This window comes from Nonomuraea spiralis (assembly GCF_014648435.1).
Taxonomy (GTDB): Bacteria; Actinomycetota; Actinomycetes; order Streptosporangiales; family Streptosporangiaceae; genus Nonomuraea; species Nonomuraea spiralis.
Genome location: NZ_BMRC01000006.1, coordinates 447,507 through 464,369, shown reverse-complemented (window position 1 = coordinate 464,369; position 16,863 = coordinate 447,507). Strand labels below are relative to the sequence as shown.

At 68.5% G+C, this 16,863-nt stretch carries 13 protein-coding genes and 1 pseudogene; 8 read left to right on the top strand and 6 right to left on the bottom strand.

Going from position 1 to position 16,863, the window contains the following annotated elements; translation table 11 throughout:
• Positions 1–56: 56 nt before the first annotated feature.
• The 3 genes from IEZ27_RS18040 (at position 57) to IEZ27_RS18030 (ending at position 4,004) form a co-directional block, all read left to right on the top strand.
• A complete protein-coding gene (locus IEZ27_RS18040; RefSeq protein ID WP_189648251.1) occupies positions 57–1,403 on the top strand; it encodes a caspase family protein in 1,347 nt (448 codons plus the stop codon).
• Positions 1,404–1,583: 180 nt separating this feature from the next.
• Positions 1,584–2,027, top strand: coding sequence for a hypothetical protein (locus IEZ27_RS18035; RefSeq protein WP_125647854.1), 444 nt, complete (start codon positions 1,584–1,586; stop codon positions 2,025–2,027).
• Between the two features lie 723 nt (positions 2,028–2,750).
• Positions 2,751–4,004, top strand: coding sequence for an SGNH/GDSL hydrolase family protein (locus IEZ27_RS18030; RefSeq protein WP_229824082.1), 1,254 nt, complete (start codon positions 2,751–2,753; stop codon positions 4,002–4,004).
• 62 nt (positions 4,005–4,066) lie between these two features.
• Here IEZ27_RS18030 and IEZ27_RS18025 read toward each other — a convergent pair whose 3' ends face one another.
• Genes IEZ27_RS18025 through IEZ27_RS18015 form a run of 3 tightly spaced genes read right to left on the bottom strand, consistent with a single transcriptional unit; the run spans position 4,067 to position 7,378 of the window.
• On the bottom strand, positions 4,067–4,831 hold the full coding sequence (locus IEZ27_RS18025; RefSeq protein WP_189648250.1) for an ABC transporter permease subunit: 765 nt from the start codon (positions 4,829–4,831) through the stop codon (positions 4,067–4,069).
• 43 nt (positions 4,832–4,874) lie between these two features.
• Positions 4,875–6,464, bottom strand: coding sequence for an ABC transporter permease subunit (locus tag IEZ27_RS18020; protein WP_189648249.1), 1,590 nt, complete (start codon positions 6,462–6,464; stop codon positions 4,875–4,877).
• A complete protein-coding gene (locus IEZ27_RS18015; RefSeq protein ID WP_189648248.1) occupies positions 6,461–7,378 on the bottom strand; it encodes an ATP-binding cassette domain-containing protein in 918 nt (305 codons plus the stop codon). Before IEZ27_RS18015 ends, IEZ27_RS18020 begins: the two co-directional genes overlap by 4 nt.
• An 86-nt stretch (positions 7,379–7,464) precedes the next feature.
• On the opposite strand from IEZ27_RS18015, the gene IEZ27_RS18010 reads away from it, so the two are divergent.
• Both IEZ27_RS18010 and IEZ27_RS18005 read left to right on the top strand, forming a co-directional pair.
• Positions 7,465–8,652 carry a sensor histidine kinase gene (locus IEZ27_RS18010; protein ID WP_189648247.1) on the top strand — a complete coding sequence of 396 codons (1,188 nt, stop codon included), beginning with the start codon at positions 7,465–7,467 and terminating at the stop codon, positions 8,650–8,652.
• Entirely contained in the window at positions 8,649–9,353 is a 705-nt protein-coding gene (locus tag IEZ27_RS18005; protein WP_189648246.1) for a response regulator transcription factor, read from the top strand. Before IEZ27_RS18010 ends, IEZ27_RS18005 begins: the two co-directional genes overlap by 4 nt.
• A gap of 219 nt (positions 9,354–9,572) precedes the next feature.
• On the opposite strand, the gene IEZ27_RS18000 is transcribed toward IEZ27_RS18005, so the two are convergent.
• Positions 9,573–11,036, bottom strand: a complete 1,464-nt coding sequence (locus tag IEZ27_RS18000) for an endo-1,4-beta-xylanase (RefSeq protein WP_189648245.1) — start codon at positions 11,034–11,036, stop codon at positions 9,573–9,575.
• Between the two features lie 181 nt (positions 11,037–11,217).
• The gene (locus IEZ27_RS17995) at positions 11,218–11,910 is read right to left on the bottom strand and encodes an alpha/beta fold hydrolase (RefSeq protein WP_189648244.1); all 693 of its coding nucleotides are present in this window, start codon (positions 11,908–11,910) and stop codon (positions 11,218–11,220) included.
• 49 nt (positions 11,911–11,959) lie between these two features.
• Here IEZ27_RS17995 and IEZ27_RS17990 point away from each other — a divergent pair, with 49 nt between their 5' ends.
• Positions 11,960–12,667 carry a helix-turn-helix transcriptional regulator gene (locus tag IEZ27_RS17990; protein WP_189648243.1) on the top strand — a complete coding sequence of 236 codons (708 nt, stop codon included), beginning with the start codon at positions 11,960–11,962 and terminating at the stop codon, positions 12,665–12,667.
• Between the two features lie 73 nt (positions 12,668–12,740).
• Here the strand turns inward: IEZ27_RS17990 and IEZ27_RS17985 are convergent.
• Positions 12,741–13,154, bottom strand: a pseudogene (locus tag IEZ27_RS17985) (transposase family protein); the annotation flags it as partial.
• 1,553 nt (positions 13,155–14,707) lie between these two features.
• On the opposite strand from IEZ27_RS17985, the gene IEZ27_RS53960 reads away from it, so the two are divergent.
• Together IEZ27_RS53960 and IEZ27_RS17970 are read left to right on the top strand one after the other, a co-directional pair.
• The gene (locus IEZ27_RS53960; RefSeq protein WP_229824081.1) at positions 14,708–15,634 is read left to right on the top strand and encodes a hypothetical protein; all 927 of its coding nucleotides are present in this window, start codon (positions 14,708–14,710) and stop codon (positions 15,632–15,634) included.
• Positions 15,635–15,675: 41 nt separating this feature from the next.
• Positions 15,676–15,846, top strand: coding sequence for a hypothetical protein (locus IEZ27_RS17970; RefSeq protein WP_189648240.1), 171 nt, complete (start codon positions 15,676–15,678; stop codon positions 15,844–15,846).
• The last annotated feature ends 1,017 nt before the right edge of the window (positions 15,847–16,863 follow it).

Sequence of the window (16,863 nt, the reverse complement as noted above, 5' to 3'; positions counted from 1 at the left end):
CCTTCCCACGATCAGAAAGAAGAGTGGTCCCCGTGCTGACGTCGCATCGTTTCACCGTGACGCCCACCGATGACACCCGTGCCCGCCTGGAACTCGTGGCGAGCAACGACAAGCCCATGGGCCGGGGCGAGACGCAGCGCAGCGCGGTGCGTGCCGTACAGACCGCGCTGGCCGACCTGAACTCGTCCTACATGCTGCCCGTGGAAGCCGACGGCTTCTACGGCGCGCGCACCGCCACGGCGGTCGAGGCGTTCCAGCGCGACTACGGGCTGTTCGCCGACGGCGTCGTCGGCAAGCAGACCATCGTGCAGCTGGACGCCATCTACTCGACCGCCGTGAACCGCGAGCCGATCGGGATCAGCGTGCACATCGGCGTGGACCGACTGGACGCCGGCCACTACGGCGAGTCGTTCCCGCTCTCCTCCTGCGTCAACGACGCGCGCGGGATGGCGGCGCTCGCCGAGGCCCTCGGCTACCGCGCCACGATCTTCGAGAACGAGAACGCCACCGTCGCGAACTTCAGCGCGTTCATGCGCTACGCGGCGGTCAACCTGTTCGCCGGCGACACGCTCCTGTTCACCTTCTCCGGTCACGGCTCGCAGATCCCCGACACCGGCTCGGACGCCGAGGCCGACGGGCTCGACGAGACCTTCTGCTTCCACGACAGAATGCTGGTCGACGACCAGTTCTACGCGCTGGTGGCGGAGCTGCAGCAGGGGGTGCGGATCATCGGCGTCTTCGACTCCTGCCACAGCGGCACGGCGGCCAAGAAGATCGGGTCCCTCGGCGTGGAGCAGGATCGCCGGCAGCGGCGTGCCGAGCGCCTGGACCAGATGGAGAAGGCCGCCACGGCCTACGAGGAGAGCTTCAGAAGCGTGGTTTCGGGTGGTGAGGCGTACAGCGCCGTCCCGCTGACCGAGGAGGAGCTGCGCTCCCAGCTGGACGAGGACCTGCCGCCGGCGCCCGCGGCCGACGGCGCGGACCTCGCCCCTCTCGCGCCTCTCGCCGTCGGCGAGGGGCTGGAGGTGCTGGCCGATCTCTACGCCGACGGTACGACCGGCAAGGGCAAGCTGCTCGACTCCCTGACCGGGATCTACGACAAGAGCCAGGACCTCTACGACTCCGTCCGGGACGCGGCCGGCCCCAAGGAGCAGGCTGAGATCCAGGCCACCATGATCACCCTGTCGGCCTGCAACGACGCGCAGACCACCCCGGCCGGAAGCGTGTACAGCCTGTTCACCTACAACATCATCACCGCCTGGGACCGCGGCGGCTTCACCGGCAACTACCGCCAGTTCCACCAGGCGCTGCTGGACCGCAGCCGGGCCGACGCGACCCCGGTGCTGACGACGTACGGCAGGGGAGCCGAGAACCTGATCTACGTCCGCCCGTTCTCCACCTGACGCCGCACCTGGCCCGCGACGGCGCGGGCCAGGCACGGGGTCACACCCGCAGTCGCCGCTACAGGCGGCCGGGACGGCGAACCCGCCACTTCTCCTCCACTCGCACCAGCGTCTGTCCCGAGATGGCTCGCGTCGGCGCGGACGGGCAGCGTCCGAGCTGGAGTGAATAGACTTGTCGTCATGTTCGACGACAAAACGCAGGAGACCCTGCGGCGCCTGCTGGACCTCGCCGAACACCCCTCCACTCCGGACGCCGAGCGGGCGCTGGCGTTCACGCGGGTCCGCGCCCTGGTCGCCATGCCGGCCGACGACAGCCGCCGCAAGGCGCCCGTGGCCGGGATGGACGCCAAACTGCTCGTCAAGCTCAAGCCGCTGCTGCGGCACGTGGACGAGGACCTGGTCGACGACGTCCACGGCGACCTGCACTCCTTCGGGATCCGCTACCGGGTGGTCTCGGAGGTCGCCGGGCAGCTGGCCCACATCCTCGACCTGCGCTCCCGCCTCGCTCCCGACAAACGCCACCGGCACGACGACGGCGTACGCCAGACAGCGGCCCGGCTGGCCTTCCTCCTGGAGCGCTCCGACGGCTTCCGCACCTCCCGCTGGCGCAGCAAACGCAGCTGACCCGCCCCACCCCCGGACTTCTGGCCGTCAGACAGCCCGGTAGCCCGTGGTCCACGGTTGAAGTCCGCGGCGTTGAAGCGGGCGTTCCAATCCGTGAAGACCCTGATCAGGGGAGAGTAGCGAAACCGACGGCGGCTGCTCAGACTCGCCGGCTGACTCGGGCAGGCGGGCGCGGTGCGGCAGGACGCACTTCTTCACCGCGTCGCACAGGTTGCGCGTGGAAACGGCCGGCGACCTGCACGGCGTCGGGTGCGAGCGGCGCAGTCTCGGTGCGCGGCGGGCGAACCGCTCGGTCGAGCCCTTGACCTGCTCCACAAGCGTCGTGCCCTCGCACGCCTCCCCGAAGTTCCTCGGCGGAGACGACCAGGCCGGGTACGGCGAGCAGGCATTCGAGCAGAGCGAACTCCCCGGGCGTCGCCCGGTCTGGTGCCATGGCCACTGTGGACGTGAACCCGTCACTGCTGGCCGGCTATTACCCACTCCCACCATCATGGGCAGGTTGGCGGGTGACCTGCGGGTAGCCGCCGCCCGCATCGATTAACCCGATGTTTGCGTACGACCTGCGCTGGAGGATCAGGCCCTGTGCGCGCAGCTTCGCGCACAGGGCCTCACCGCGCTCGTTCGGCTGCTCTTGCCGGGGTGGGCATGTTGACGCCGTTGGTGCGGCGTGTTGTGATCCACACATGCGAATTTCGTACTTATTTAGTAGGAAATGAGGCGGTTGTGGGGTTCCTCCAGCGTGCCGCCGCGGTTGTCATGCTCCTGGTGAGCGCGGCGGGCATCCAGGCCGTGCAGAGTGGACCGGCGCAGGCGGCCCTGCCCACCGCCGCCGTCGCGCTCGGCGACAGCTTCATCAGCGGGGAGGGCGCGGGGGACTACCAGCCCGTCGTCGACGCCTCCGGTACGGCACAGGCCTTCCCCGGCTGGTCGGCGGCCAACAGCAACGCCTACTTCTGTCACCGGTCGGCGAACGCCTCGGTGTTCAAGGCGTCGCTCCCGGGCATTCAGCAACGTTTCAACCTCGCGTGCTCCGGCGCCCAGCCCGCCGACATCGCCGCCCCCGCCAGTGTGCGGCCCGAGGGCCGCACCGTCGCCGCGCAACTCGATCAGCTGCGCGCCCTCGCGCAGACGTACGACATCGACGTCGTCCTCGTCGGCCTCGGCTCCAACAACACCCAGTTCACCTTCGGCGACGTGGCCACGCTGTGCGCCAACCGGTTCATCGCCGACGCCTGGACGGGCTGGTGGGAGTTCTGGGCCTACCTGAAGGGCGAGGTGCCGCAGAAACCCTGCACCGCCTCGGACCTGGCCACCGACACCGAGGTCGCCGCCGCCACCACCGAGACCACCGCGGCCCTTCGCCAGATCCTCGACACTCTCGACCAGATCGACGCCGACGGCACCCACCAGGTGATTCTGCAGACCTACACCAACCCGCTGCCGCCCGACATCGCCCCGCAGTACTACGACGAGGACGGCCGCACCGACACCCGCGACAAGTTCCGCGCCCTCGGCGCCGAGCGCTACGCCGCCGGGTGCCCGATCCACCGTGCGAGCCTCGTCCCCGGGCACGTGTTCTCCCAGAACCTCGGCTCCCTGGTCAAGAACGCGTACGCCACGCTGGCAGCCGAACGCCCGGCCGCCGACCTGCGCGTACTGGACGTCCAGAAGGCCTTCGACGGGGCCCGGCTCTGCGAGAACCCCGGCAGCCCGGCGGGTGCGCTGGCGACGCCGGTCCGGGTACAGGACGGGCCGTCCGGCACGTTCATCACGAGCCTGTCCGGCTGGGACAAGATCGGCATCCAGCGGGCGGCGAACACCTGCGTCACCTACTTCCAGACCTGCCAGGAGTCGTGGCACCCCAACGTCGCGGGCCACACGGTCCTCGGCCAGTGCCTGACCGGCGCCTTGGCCGCGGCGCCCCGCACGATCGTCACGTGCGCCCGTAACGCGAACGGCACGCTCACCATCTCCTGACGTCCCCCGGCTCACGTCCGGCTCTCTGGAGCCGGACGTGTCGCCCGGGATCCGGCCGGCGGCTACGCGTCGCGCATGCGTAGGAGCAGCCCGCCGGCCAGGAGCGCCGCGGTGGCCCAAGCGGCGAGTACGCCCAGGCCGGCCCATGGGCTGAGGGGGAGACCGGCGAGGTCGGTGGTGGCCTGGATGGCGAGCCCGGCATTCATCGGGGAGATCTGCCAGAGAAGCCGCTGCCAGTCATCGTCGGCGATCATGAGGATGAGGGCGGGGAAGAGATAGAGCAGGCCGAGTACGACCCCGATGGCGGTGGCGGAGTCCCGTACGGCGGTGGCGACCCCCACGCTGAACAGGGCGATCAGCGCCAGGTAGAGGACCGAGCCGACGGCGGCGCGCAGCATGGGACCGCTGGTGAGGAGGAGCACGTCGGCGGGGAAGCCGTTGTCGAGCAGGATGCGCCGCGCGGCCAGCGCGGAGGCGAGCACGGCGACACTCCCGGCGATCAGGGTCAGGCCGGCCAGAATGATCGCCTTGGCGGCCAGGACGCCTGTCCGGCGCGGCATGGCGGTCAGGGTGAGGCGGATCATGCCGGTGCCGTATTCGCCGGTGATCGCCAGGACGGCCAGGACGGCGACGACCGCCTGGCTCACCTGGACCCCGAAGAGGCCGATCTTGGCGGGGTCGTAGCCGCAACCCTGCGAGGCACAGGACACGACGGCGGAGGCCGCGATGCTGACGGCGACGGTCAGTACCACGATCGCGAGCAGCAGCCGGCCGGTGCCGGCCAGGGTACGGAGTTTCGTCCACTCCGCATGCAGGTGCTCTCTCACGCGCTTCTCCCGCGGCACCGGAAGAGGTCCCGATGGGGATGTCTCATGCGTCCCTCCGGCGGAGTCGAAGGACGGCCAAGCCGAGGGCGAGCGCGGTATATCCGGCCAGCACGGCCAGACCGGCCCACGGCGGCAGCGGATAGAACCCGGCGATGGGCGCGTAATGGCCGAGCACGTGCCCGTACTGCGGGATGCTCTGCTGCGTGGCGAAGCCGGCCGCCGGGGTGAGGCGCAGCAGCCACTGCGCCGCGCTGTCGGGCAGGACCGAGGTGGTGGCGAGGACGTGCGGGACCACGATCACCGCGATGGCGGTGATGACCGCCGCGACACTGCGCCGCAGCAGCGCGCCGAGGGCGAGGGCGAGCACGGCGGCCAGCGCGAACAGCGCCGCCATGCCGACCACGATGCGCACCTGGGTGAGCCCGGACACCGGGAGTACGGCGTTGCCGTTGTCGCGCAGGATCCGCCCGCCCACGGTGAAGGTGATCGCGGTGGCGGGCAGGGCGGCGGCGAAGGTGACCAGGCCGAGCGCCAGCGCCTTGGCCGCCAGCGTCCGGCCGCGCCGCGGGCCGGCCAGCAGGGTGATGCGGATCAGGCCGTGCCGGTACTCGGCGGTGATGAACATGACCGCCACCACGATCACCAGGATCAGCCCGGTCAGCGCGCTGCTGAGGGGACGTTCGGGGGTCGGGCCCTCGATGGCCGGCGCGATGTCGCCGACGCCGGTGACCGAGAAGGTGCCGCCGGACCGGCCGGCGCGGCCCGGGTGGTGCTCGGCCCCGTCGGGCGCGACGGTGACGCCGATGTCGTCGTTGCGCCATGCGCCGGACGCGTTGCCCTGCAGCTCGACCTGGTCGAACTCGCCGGTTGCTTCGGTGAAGCGGGCCGCCGCGACGGACCCGCCGAGATCCCCTTGTGTGACCGTCAGATCCCCGGGGGAGGTCGCGAACAACCCGATCTGGACGGTCGCCGGTAGCCCGGCCAGGGCTGCGGTGCCGATCTCGGTCCAGTGCGTGCCGTCGGCGGACTCGTACCCGGTGAGGGTGTCGCCGGCGCGGGTCAGCCGCAGCCAGCGCGGCGATCGCGGGGAGACGCCGCCCGGCCGGCCGGCCATGTCGCGGGTGAAGTTGTGCTGCATCCGCACCCCGTGCGCGCCGGTCATCATCACCGCCGCGTACGCGGAGCCCTGCTCGGTGCTCTCCTTGATCATGACTCCGGCCTTCGCCCACGGCACGAGCCCGGCAACCTCGTTCCGCACCCCTGGGGTGACGTCGGGCTTACGGATCTTGCCGGTCATGGAGGTGAGGCGGACGGTGATGCCGCCGTCCCCGGCCAGCGGCCGATGCACGAAGTAGAACTTGTCGTCCACCGCTTCGCCGTCCGGCCCCGTCGGAGGCGGTGGACAGGCGACCTCGACCGGACCGGCGCCGCACGAGGCGTGGTTGCTGGACGCCGACAACAACCCGAGCAGCACGGTGACCAGCGCCGCTGCCGTCAGGGCGACCACCCAGCCGCGCACCGTCCTGAACTTGGTCCACTCGGCGCGCAGCAACCGCCCGAACCCCCCGCGCCCGGCCTGCGGTTCCGGGCGGGGTGAGGAGCGGGGTGAGGAGCGGGGTGAAATGGTGCTCATCGTGCCGCTCCCCGGTATTCGACGGCGTCGGCGGTGAGGTCCATGTAGGCCTGCTCCAGCGTCACCCGGTGCGTCGCCACCTCGGAGAACGGCACCTCATTGGCGTTGAGTACGGCCACGATGTGCTCCGGCGGCAGCCCTGAGACGACGATCGTGTCGCGATCGGTGACGGCCGTCGTGGCGCCGGCGTGGCCCAGCGCCGACATCGCCGCCGAGCTCGCCGCCGTCCGCAGCGTGACCCGGCCGCGGGAGGCGGTCGTGATGAGATCGGCCACGCTGGTGTCGGCGACGACACGGCCCTTGCCCACCACCACGAGATGGTCGGCGGTGTCCTCCAGTTCGCTCATCAGATGGCTGGACACCAGCACAGCCCGCCCTTCGCCGGCCAGCGACCGGAGGAAGCCGCGCATCCACACGATGCCTTCGGGATCAAGGCCGTTGACCGGTTCGTCCAGCATGAGCACCGGCGGGTCCCCGAGCAGCGCGGCCGCGATGCCGAGCCGCTGGCGCATGCCCAGCGAGAAGCCGCCCGCCTTGCGCCGGGCGGCGGACCGCATCCCCACCTGTTGGAGCACCTCATCGACCCGCCTGCCGTCCAGGCCCTGGGAGTGGGCCAGCCACAGCAGGTGGTTGCGCGCGGTGCGGCTCGGCTGCAGAGCCCCGGCGTCCAGCAGCGCGCCGACGTGGGTGAGCGGGTTGCGCAGGCTGGCGTACGGCCGTCCGCCGATCAGCGCGTGGCCCTCGTCGGCCGCGTCCAAGCCGAGGATCACCCGCATCGTGGTGGACTTGCCCGCCCCGTTGGGGCCGACGAACCCGGTGACCTGGCCGGGCAGCACGGTGAACGACATGCCGTCCAGCGCCAGGGTCGGGCCGAATCGTTTGCGCAGCCCGCTGACTTCGATGGTTGCTCGCATGCGATCGGTTGTACGGACCCGGCTCTAACACGGGCCGAACCGAGGCTGTCACATCGCTGTTAGGTCCGGCACGGCATCCTGGACCCATGCGAAAGTGGCGACGACCGGCGCATACCGTACGACTGCGCCTCACCCTCCTGTACGGTGCCATGTTCCTGCTGTCCGCCGTCGGGCTGCTGGCCATCACCAATCTTGTGGGCCTCGGAGGGACGCGAGTCAGCCGGTCGGCGCCCCCTGAGGCCCTGCCGGTCGAGCCGGCCACGCTCGCCGCCGCCACCGATCGCATCGCATGGCTCCAGGCTCAGCTGTCGGATACCCACGCGGCTCAGGCACGCCAGCTCCTGATCGGCTCGGCGCTGGCACTCGCGGTCATGGCCGTGTTGTCGCTCGTCCTGGGCCGCCTCATCGCCGGCCGGGTGCTGCGCCCCCTACGGATGATCACCGCGGCCACCCGCCGGATCTCCGCCGACAACCTGCACGAGCGGCTGGCCGCCCAGGGCCCGGCCGACGAGGTCAAAGATCTCGCCGACACCATCGACGAACTGCTGGAACGACTGGAGAACTCATTCGCCGCACAACGCCGGTTCGTCGCCAACGCCTCCCACGAACTCCGCACCCCGCTGGCCACCATGCGCGCGTCCCTGGACGTGGCTCTGGCCAAGCCGGAGCCCGTACCGGTGCAGACCGCCGCGCTGGCCGACCGGCTCCGCACCGAGCTCGACCAGGTCGACCGGCTGCTCGAAGGTTTCCTCATGCTCGCCCGCACCCAGCACGTCGCCCTGACCGACCGCACGACGCTCTCGCTCCGCCATCTGGCGACCGACGCCCTGGACGCCCGGGCCGCCGACATCACCGCCGGCAACCTCACCGTCCACTCCGCGGGCGTCGTCGACGACAGCGCGTGGACGCAGGGAAACGGCACACTCCTCACCCGAATGATCGACAACGTCATCGACAACGCGATCACCCACAACCACGAAGGCGGCTGGATCCGCCTCGCCGCCACCACCGACGGCACAACAGCTCAGCTCGTCGTCGAGACCGGCGGACGCCTCCTCGACCAGCATCAGGTCGACCGGCTGGCTCAGCCCTTCCAGCGACTCGGCGCCGACCGTACCCACTCCGGCAACGGCTCCGGGCTCGGCCTTTCGATCGTCGCGACCATCGCCGCCGCACACGGCGGGACCCTCGACCTGCGGGCCCGGCCAGAAGGCGGTCTCCGCGTCGCCATCTCGCTGCCGGCGGCGGCCGTGCCGGCGGAGGTCGCGGCATGAGGGTGCTCGTGGTGGAGGACGCCCGCTCCCTGGCCGCCGTGCTCGTCGAAGGTCTGAGCGATCAGGGCATGGCCGTGGACGTGGCCCACGACGGCCTGGAGGCCGCCGCCAAGCTGGACCTCAACGCCTACGACGTGGTCGTCCTCGACCGCGACCTGCCGGGCATCCACGGCGACACCCTCTGCCAGATGATCACTCAACGGGACGACCGCGTCATGGTCCTGATGCTGACCGCAGCCGACGCGCCCGTCGACCGCGTCACCGGCCTGACCATGGGCGCCGACGACTACCTGGCCAAGCCCTTCCACTTCCCCGAGCTGGTGCTGCGCATCCGCTCTCTGGCCCGCCGCCAGCCTGCCGCCCGGCCCCGCACGCTGCGCGCGGCCGGCATCGAGCTCGACCCGCTGCGTCGTACCGTCACCCGCGACGGCCGCCACCTGGATCTGTCGGTCAAGGAGTTCGCCCTGCTCGAAGCCCTCCTCCGCGCCGCTCCCGCGTTCCTCAGCGCCGAGGACCTGCTCGAACAGGTGTGGGACGAGCACGCCAACCCCCTGACCAACACCGTCACGGTCACCATCGGCCGCCTCCGCCGCAAACTCGGCGAGCCCTCGGCCATCACCACCACGCCCGGGGTGGGGTACCGGATCACGGCCCACGATCTCCGCGGAGATCCGTCATCTGACTCCCCGGCCGGCGCGTGAGAGTCCGCGATGAGACATCGACCATGGATCACGACAGACTCGGCGCCGATGCCTCTCGCAGCGGCCAGGCCGGCCTTTCTCCTGGAGCGCTCCGGCGGGTTCCGCACCTCCCGCCGGTGTAGCGGGAGTGGCTGACCCGGCCGGAGCTGCGAACTGCCCCTGGGCCGCGCCCCTGGAGGCCGCGGCCTGCCGTGTGGTGGAGTCGAGGCGGCCGGTCGGCTACGGGTGTCCCGGCATGTCGGCCAGCTGCCAGACCGGTGTGCCCGAGCACGGCACCAGTTCAAGGACGGCTCCCGCGGCGGTGCTCTGGTCCTTGGCGGCGACGCATCTGGAGTTGCTGAGGGACACGAGCTGCTGCCCGTCCCCCGACGGACGCAGCTCGAACTGGTAGTCGGTGATCCCGGGCGCGCACCGGGCGCGGGTCAGGGTGTTCTGGATCCCCGCCCTCGGGGTCCCCACCTTGAGGCACTGGTCTCCGGACGGGTCGGAGATCTGGTAGGTCTTCGTCGCCACGCGGCGGAACAGCAGCCGCTGGTCCGCCCCGCACACCGCCTGGACGGCCTGCGTGCCAGAGAAGGACAGGCACTTGCCGGAGTGGCTCGCGACGGCGTTCGAGGTGAAGTCCCGGTCCGTCAGTCCGGACCGCAGCTGGAGGTAGGCGGGCTTCTTGCCCAGCTTCTCGTCCAGAGGGTGGGCCGCACCCCAGCCGGGAACCCCGGACGGCACCCACGAGTACTTGTCGGTGAGGCTCCACATGGTCAGCGACACGCAGCGGGCGACAGCGAGGCACGCCCCGGCGGCCCGGCGATAGACCTCGCCCTGGGCGGCCAGCTTGCCCTCGTCCACCGGCAGCTTGAGCCGGACGTCCAGCTCGGTGACGGCCACGTCGACGCCCAGCCCGGCGAACAACTGCAGAGTGCTCTTGAGCTGCGTCAGCGGCGTCGTGTCGGGCATCGGGTCCTGGATCAGGGAGTGGGTCTGGAAGCCGACGCCGTCGATCGGCACGCCCTGGGCCCGCAGGTCGCGTACGAGGTTGTAGAGGCCGGCCCGCTTGGGGGTGCTCCACTCGGCGCCGAAGTCGTTGATGTACAGCTTGGCGGAGGGGTCGGCGGCCCTGGCCCACCGGAAGGCGTCGGCGATGTAGCCGGGGCCCAGGCGCTTGAGCCAGATGGATTGCCTGAGGGTGCCGTCCTCGGCGAGGACCTCGTTGACGACGTCCCATACGGCGACCCGGCCGGCGTAACGCTTGACGGTGGTCTGGATGTGCCGCTGGAGCGCGGCGCGCAGTTCCTGGTCGCTGAGTGAGCCGTTGCTGACCCAGGTGGGCAGACCGCCGTGCCAGACCAGGGTGTGGCCGCGGACCATCTGCTTGTTCTCTTGGGCGAAGGAGACGATGGCGTCCGCCCTGGCCCAGGTGTACACGCCGGGTTCGGGCTCCACGTTCACCCATTTCATGGCGTTCTCAGGGGTCACGCTGTTGAACTCGTACTTGAGCTTGTCGCGGTAGCCGTTGTCGGTCTCCAGGGCGCGGTCGTTGACGGCCGCCCCGATGCGCAGGTTTCGGGCCGCCGCCACGGTACGCAGGGTCTCCTCGGCGGCGGCGGAGGCGGGGATGACGGCCGTCGCCACGACGCCGAGCAGAACGGCGCCCGTACCGACGAGGGACAAAAGGGATAGTTTCATCTCTTCTTTCGCAATGAGTCATTCCGCGCAACGGATTAGTTACTGAACGTTGTCATGTTGTGCGGTGTGGTCGAAGTGTAGGAGCCCGAGAGCCGCGGCGACGATCTTTCCGATGCCTCATGGGTTCAGGCCGGTCCAGACCCAGGTGTCATGATCGGCCCAGCGTTGTCCGGGCTCTTGGTCAACCGGGTCTTCTGGCGAGAAAGTTCTCGATGCGCCGGGCGAGAGCGGCGGGTGCTTCGAGCATGGGTAGGTGTCCGCTGTCGAGGGATTCATTCCAGCTCGTGTCGAGGTTGCGCGCGAATCGCTGTTGCAGCCCGATCGGGAGCGCAGCGTCTTGGCTGGTGGAGAGGTAGCCTCGGCGTTCGGGAAAACCGCCGCCTTGCGGCGCGTCCCGGTAGAGACGCACAGACTCGGGCTTGAACTCCGTCACGATGCGATCGGCCGTCTCCGTGTCGACCCGGCCGGCCACGCCTCGCCGGATAGCGGCATCGGGCGGTCGGGTGCCGGCCAGCCGCATCACCAGGCTCAGCACGAGCCGGTTCGGCAACGGCATCGACGTGACGAAGCTGCGTCCCGGTTTCGGCACGACGGCCGTGACCGCCAGGAACGCGCCCACCCGGTCAGGTGCGAGGGTGACGATTTCCGCTGCGACAGGCCCGCCACTGGAGTGCGCGACAATCGCGAATCGCTCCCACGGTGCCGAATCCAGTGCCGCGGCGGCGTATTCCGTGAGCGAAGCGCGATCATGACGCGGTCGCTCAGCGACCACCGTCGGGTGCGATGCGGCGAGTTCTTCGCGCACCTGATCCCAGATCCAGACGGGAAGACCGGCACCGCTCAACAACAGGATGGGTTCTCGCGTCTGTGTCATGCTCCGATTCTGGAGACGCTGGATGTCACCGTTATGGCACCATTTATGCGTGAACCGCACCGACCGGCTCTACGCGATGCGCGAAGATCTCCGCCGTGCCGGTCCCCGAGGCCGCACTGCCGAACAGCTCGCCACCGCATTCGAGATCAGTGTCCGCACCGTCAAGCGCGACATCTCCGCTCTGCAGCAGGGCGGCTTCCCAGTCTGGGCACGCACGGGCCGGATCGGCGGATACGTCGTCGATCGTGCCGCCACCCTGCCGCCGGTGAACTTCACCGCCGCCGAAGCCTCCGCGCTCGCTGCGGCGATCGCAGCACACCGTGGACAACCATTCGACAGGCAGGCCCGAGCCGCCCTGGTGAAGGTGCTGGCGGTGATGGACCCGCAGGCGCGGCGGTACGCGGACGACTTGACCGAGCGCATCTGGCTCGACCACAGCACGACCGAGGCGGCTGATTCGCGCCGACGCAACGCGATCGAACATGCCCTTCAGGAGCGCAAGGTCCTCTCGCTGCACTACCGCGATCGTCACGGTGCGCAGACAACGCGCCGGGTTGACCCCCAGTTGCTCGCGTTCACGGCCGGGCACTGGTTCCTCCTGGCGCGCTGCCACCGCCGCGAGGCCATCCGGTGGTTCCGCCTCGATCGCATCGAACGCGCGAGTCTCACCACTCAGCCTGCCATCGACATACCCGTCGAAGAGCTTGGGGCACCTCCCCCGACGGCGGCCTCCGTCCGGGTACGAGTTGCGATGTGATCCCGGCGAGGGCGCTGCCACTGAGCCATTGAGCCTTTCCGCGTAACGGATCACCGAGGAGAGTGATCTACGGTCAGGCGTGCCTGCTGTGCCCGAGACGGAGGATGACGAGCGCGGCGGCGACGATCGCGCCGATCCGCCAGGGATCGAGACTGGCTCGCCGCAACGCTTTGCATGTGGTCTTGAGCAGGGAGTTCGCCCGTTCGGCGATGGCATGAACGCCGCGGATGACCTGGTCGTATGCCTTCTGCTCATCGGTGAGCTGGGCGTTCTTGGGCTTCTTGGCCGGGGTGCGGATGGCCGGGCTGACGTTCTCGCTGGGATCGGACAGAACCTGGATGTTGCCGCCGTGGTGTTCATATTTCCCGCTCCACCAGAGGTCAGCCCCGTTGGGGCCGGGCGTGCTGATCCGGTCGGTGCGGATCACGGTGCCATCCAGGGTGAGGTGTCCCGATTCGGCCGCTTTGGCCTCCGCCAGTGCTGCGGCTGATGGTGTTGCCGGCGGCAAGTTGCCGTTTGCGGGTGCCGCTCCGGGGGCCGACGGTCCGTACGCAAGAGCGACCACCGAGCAGCCAAGCATGATCAACAACGCGATCAGAGGCCGACTGAAACCGAGAAAGCCCAGGTCGGACGCGGTGTTGGTGAGTAGGGCGGGTGGGGCTTGAACCCACGACCCACGGATTATGAGTCGGTTCCCTGAGTGTCGCTCAGCGTCGCGGAGTGACCTTTTCTATCGCTGTGGACGGCATTCTCCCAACCGTCGTGTCGGGACGTGATGACGGGTGCTGTGCTGCATCGCGTACACGCGAGCAACCACCGAGCAACCATGTGTTCTTGACCATCACCATTATGTGCCGCTTACCCCTTCGTCCAGGTGTTGGAGCACGTGCCGAGCACGCTGACCGCCATCTGTACGTAGTGCCCACTTGCACTGACGGAGAATTCTTCGGCGTGGCGCCACCTGTGATGATCGAATCAGGGTGTCAGCCGTTCGCCTGTGTTGTTCTTCTCGTTGGGCCATAAACGGGCGCGACGACATCGGAATTCGAAAACGGCTCTGAACCGCTCGCGTGACCCTTGATGCCGTAGAGAAAATCGGTCCCGCCCTTGTCGTGAGCAGCCGGTAAGCGCGGGGACCGAATGCTTCCACCTCCACGCGAATGCCTCAGCTGCTTTCCGCCAAAATAACGGACCGCGCCTTCTTGTCTGGTTGCCCGCCCCGGAGTCCCTCGCGCAGGCGCGGGTGCCGGCCAGGTGAGACGCATGGTGACGGGGACGCTACAGAATTCGTCCACCCCCTTGAGGAAATCAAGAATTCCTGTGTGATGTACGTCACACTTCGATTTTAGGGCTCCTGTGCATGAGCTGGCCGAATCCCCTTGGCTGGGACTATTTCCGGCCTGCTGCACCACCAGTGATCACCTTGTCAAGGCCTATTCCTGGTTCGACTCTTCTGTGTATATCTGTGGCGTTATTTATGCGGCGCTTACGGGGATGCGCCTGGTCTGCGGGGAGCGTGGGCGTGGCCATGCGGCGTGCTCGGACAGGTGCGGGTGTGTTGGGCCGGGCAAGGTTCGGCCTCGGACGAAATGGACCCGTACCCTGCGTCGCCACCGACGGGTCGTGCTCGACCTGCGCCTCCAGGCGCAACGTCCGCGACTCCGGGTCGCCGCCGTACGCGTAGAAGCTCGGCTGCGTGGACGGCAGGCTCCAGATCCCGGACGTCACCTGTCCAGGCGAGGCGATCCCAAGACCAGCGTCGGCTACAGCGCAGCCGGTGATCTGATCACCTCCACCGATGCTCGGGGTGCGCACCTTGAAGTATGGCTACGACCTGGCCGGCAACCCGACCAGCCAGACCTCCGCGGAAGGTCACGCCACCACTCAAGTATTCGATGCCGCGGACTGGATGATCGAACGCAAGGAACCGGTCTCGGCTACCGAGACGATCACCACATCGTTCGGCTACGACACGAGCGGGCGCCGGTCGGGTCGGCCGTCCACAGGTCCACGTACCTCGGCTGCCGCAAGAACGGCAGTATGTCGAAGTGTGAGCAGAACGAGGTCCGTGCGGAGTGTGCCAACGGCGCCCGGCACCAGCCCTACGAGCATGGGACCTGCACGTACACGGTCGATGACTACAAGGAGTGCCGTTCCGCGAAGTATGGGCGCGGCGAATGCCGGGAAGGGGCAATGGTGTATGCCAGCTGCGTCGCGGGAGGCAACGGCAGACAAACCTGCGGGGAGGGCAGCGACATCTACCAGACCTGCCGCGCAGGACACAGCGCGAACCGCGCCGTGGCCAGAGATATCTGTGAAAACAGCGAGCGGATCTACCGGGAGTGCCGCGAATCCAACAACAAGGACACTTGCACGCCGGTTTCCTCCTCGTACGGGAAGTGCCGGGACACGACGGAGCAAGGCCACGTGAACTGCGAGTCGTATGCGGAGTCCTATTTGACATGCCGCTCGTCGCAGAAGTACGGAAAGCACAACGACCAGTTCTGCTCGGAAGTCCAGGAGGCGAAGCTCCGGTGCATCGACAAGTATGCGATGCCGGACTGCGCATGGATCCACAACTCGTACATGGAGTGCGCCAAGGCGGCGGGTAGTGAAGGAAAGTGCACCGGGGAGGACGGCGTGACCAGTAGGCAATGCAATAAGGACGGCTCCATCTGCACGTACTCCCTCAACAACGCCGACACGTGGTTGATCGCGGGAATGCTGCTCGCGGTGGGAGGAGCGGCCGGCGTCTGCGCCTTGTCTACCGCGGCAACTGTGATCGGGCTGCCGCTGTCGGCAATCTGCACCGTCGTAGGGGTCATAGCCGGATTGGCCGGCGGCGCGCTGGGCTACCTCAACAGGAACAACCACGGCATCTGGATTAAGGTCACCATCACCCCGCCGTACATATATCGAGGCGTACCGCATCAGGGAGATCCAGTCGTCACCTGGGGATCCCAATGAAGCCCGGCGGACGACTTCGGCCTCTTACCAAGGCACTGGGCATGGCGGCGGCGGTGCTCTGTTTCGTGACGGCGGCGTTCATCTTCTCCACACTGCCGGACGTCCCACCGGGCACGTTCGCACTCGTACTGGTGTCGGTGACCCTTCTCATCACGAGCCTGGTTCTTTCGGTTCGCGACCGATTGCACCGCGACGACCAAAGACAGGATTGACTGGCTGGTGTGGCCGACCCGGCCCTACCGGTCAATGGAGAGAGCCCTTCGCTGACCGGAACTTTGGGCCGGAGGTGGCGGCTGCGCGGGTGGGAACACAGAAGCGATCAACTTCCCCGGCCAACCAGCGGGGGCACTGTCTTTCTCCAGGTCTCCAAGTCCAGGCACCCCAACTGCGCACCCGCCAGACGGCTACCAACCACCGAGTCTGCCGTAAGGCGACTCGCTAAAAATGATTAGGCGCCGCAAAGGAGCCGTACCCGCTCGATCTCCGCTTCGAGTCGGAGTTGCAGGCTCTGGTGAACGCGGTCGACATCGCAGAACTGGCCCCCGTCAATTCGAAGGCAGGGACTGGCGAGCGCCTCGTGATCTGCTATGACCACCGTCTCGAGGCGACCGTCCAGCGCGTACAGTACTTCCAGAGTCCTGTTCGGTCCAGGCGCGCTTCACGCTAACGGTGACTTCGACGTTTCCGTTCAGCATCGCGTGAATGGCTGGGTTAGATAGTTCGACCGCTGATGCTGTGCGGGTGGTGCCTCGTTGCGCCATGGCTTCGCGCTGTTCAACAAGCGGGGCGTTCAGGAGCGAGAGCTTCGCCGCACTTGGAGCGTTCGCGAAGACGCCCGGTGCGTCCCAGATGGTAGCGGCTCGTCCTTCTCGAACAGCGTCTTGTGCCTGGAAGTAGGCTTTGATTCGGTTGAGGTAGTCCTGTGCACCTGACTCCTCGGACACCGCTACGTTTGCGCGGGCTGGCCGCGATGGCGGTGGGGAGGCCATGCTCGCTCAGTTCGCCGCTGTCGTAGGCGTGGGTCGTCGTCTCCCAGGCGTCGAACCGGTGGGTGTCAGCCAGCGCCGACAGTGCCGCTGACCCGTGGTCGGCGAGGGCGAGGTCCCGCAGGGACGTGTCGGTGCAGATCTCACCGCGCGGGGTGGCCGTGGCGGTGCTGACGTCGTACACCCTGATCGAGGCGGGGGCGGCTCCCGGCCCTCCCGCCACCAGTGTGTTGCCTACCTAAA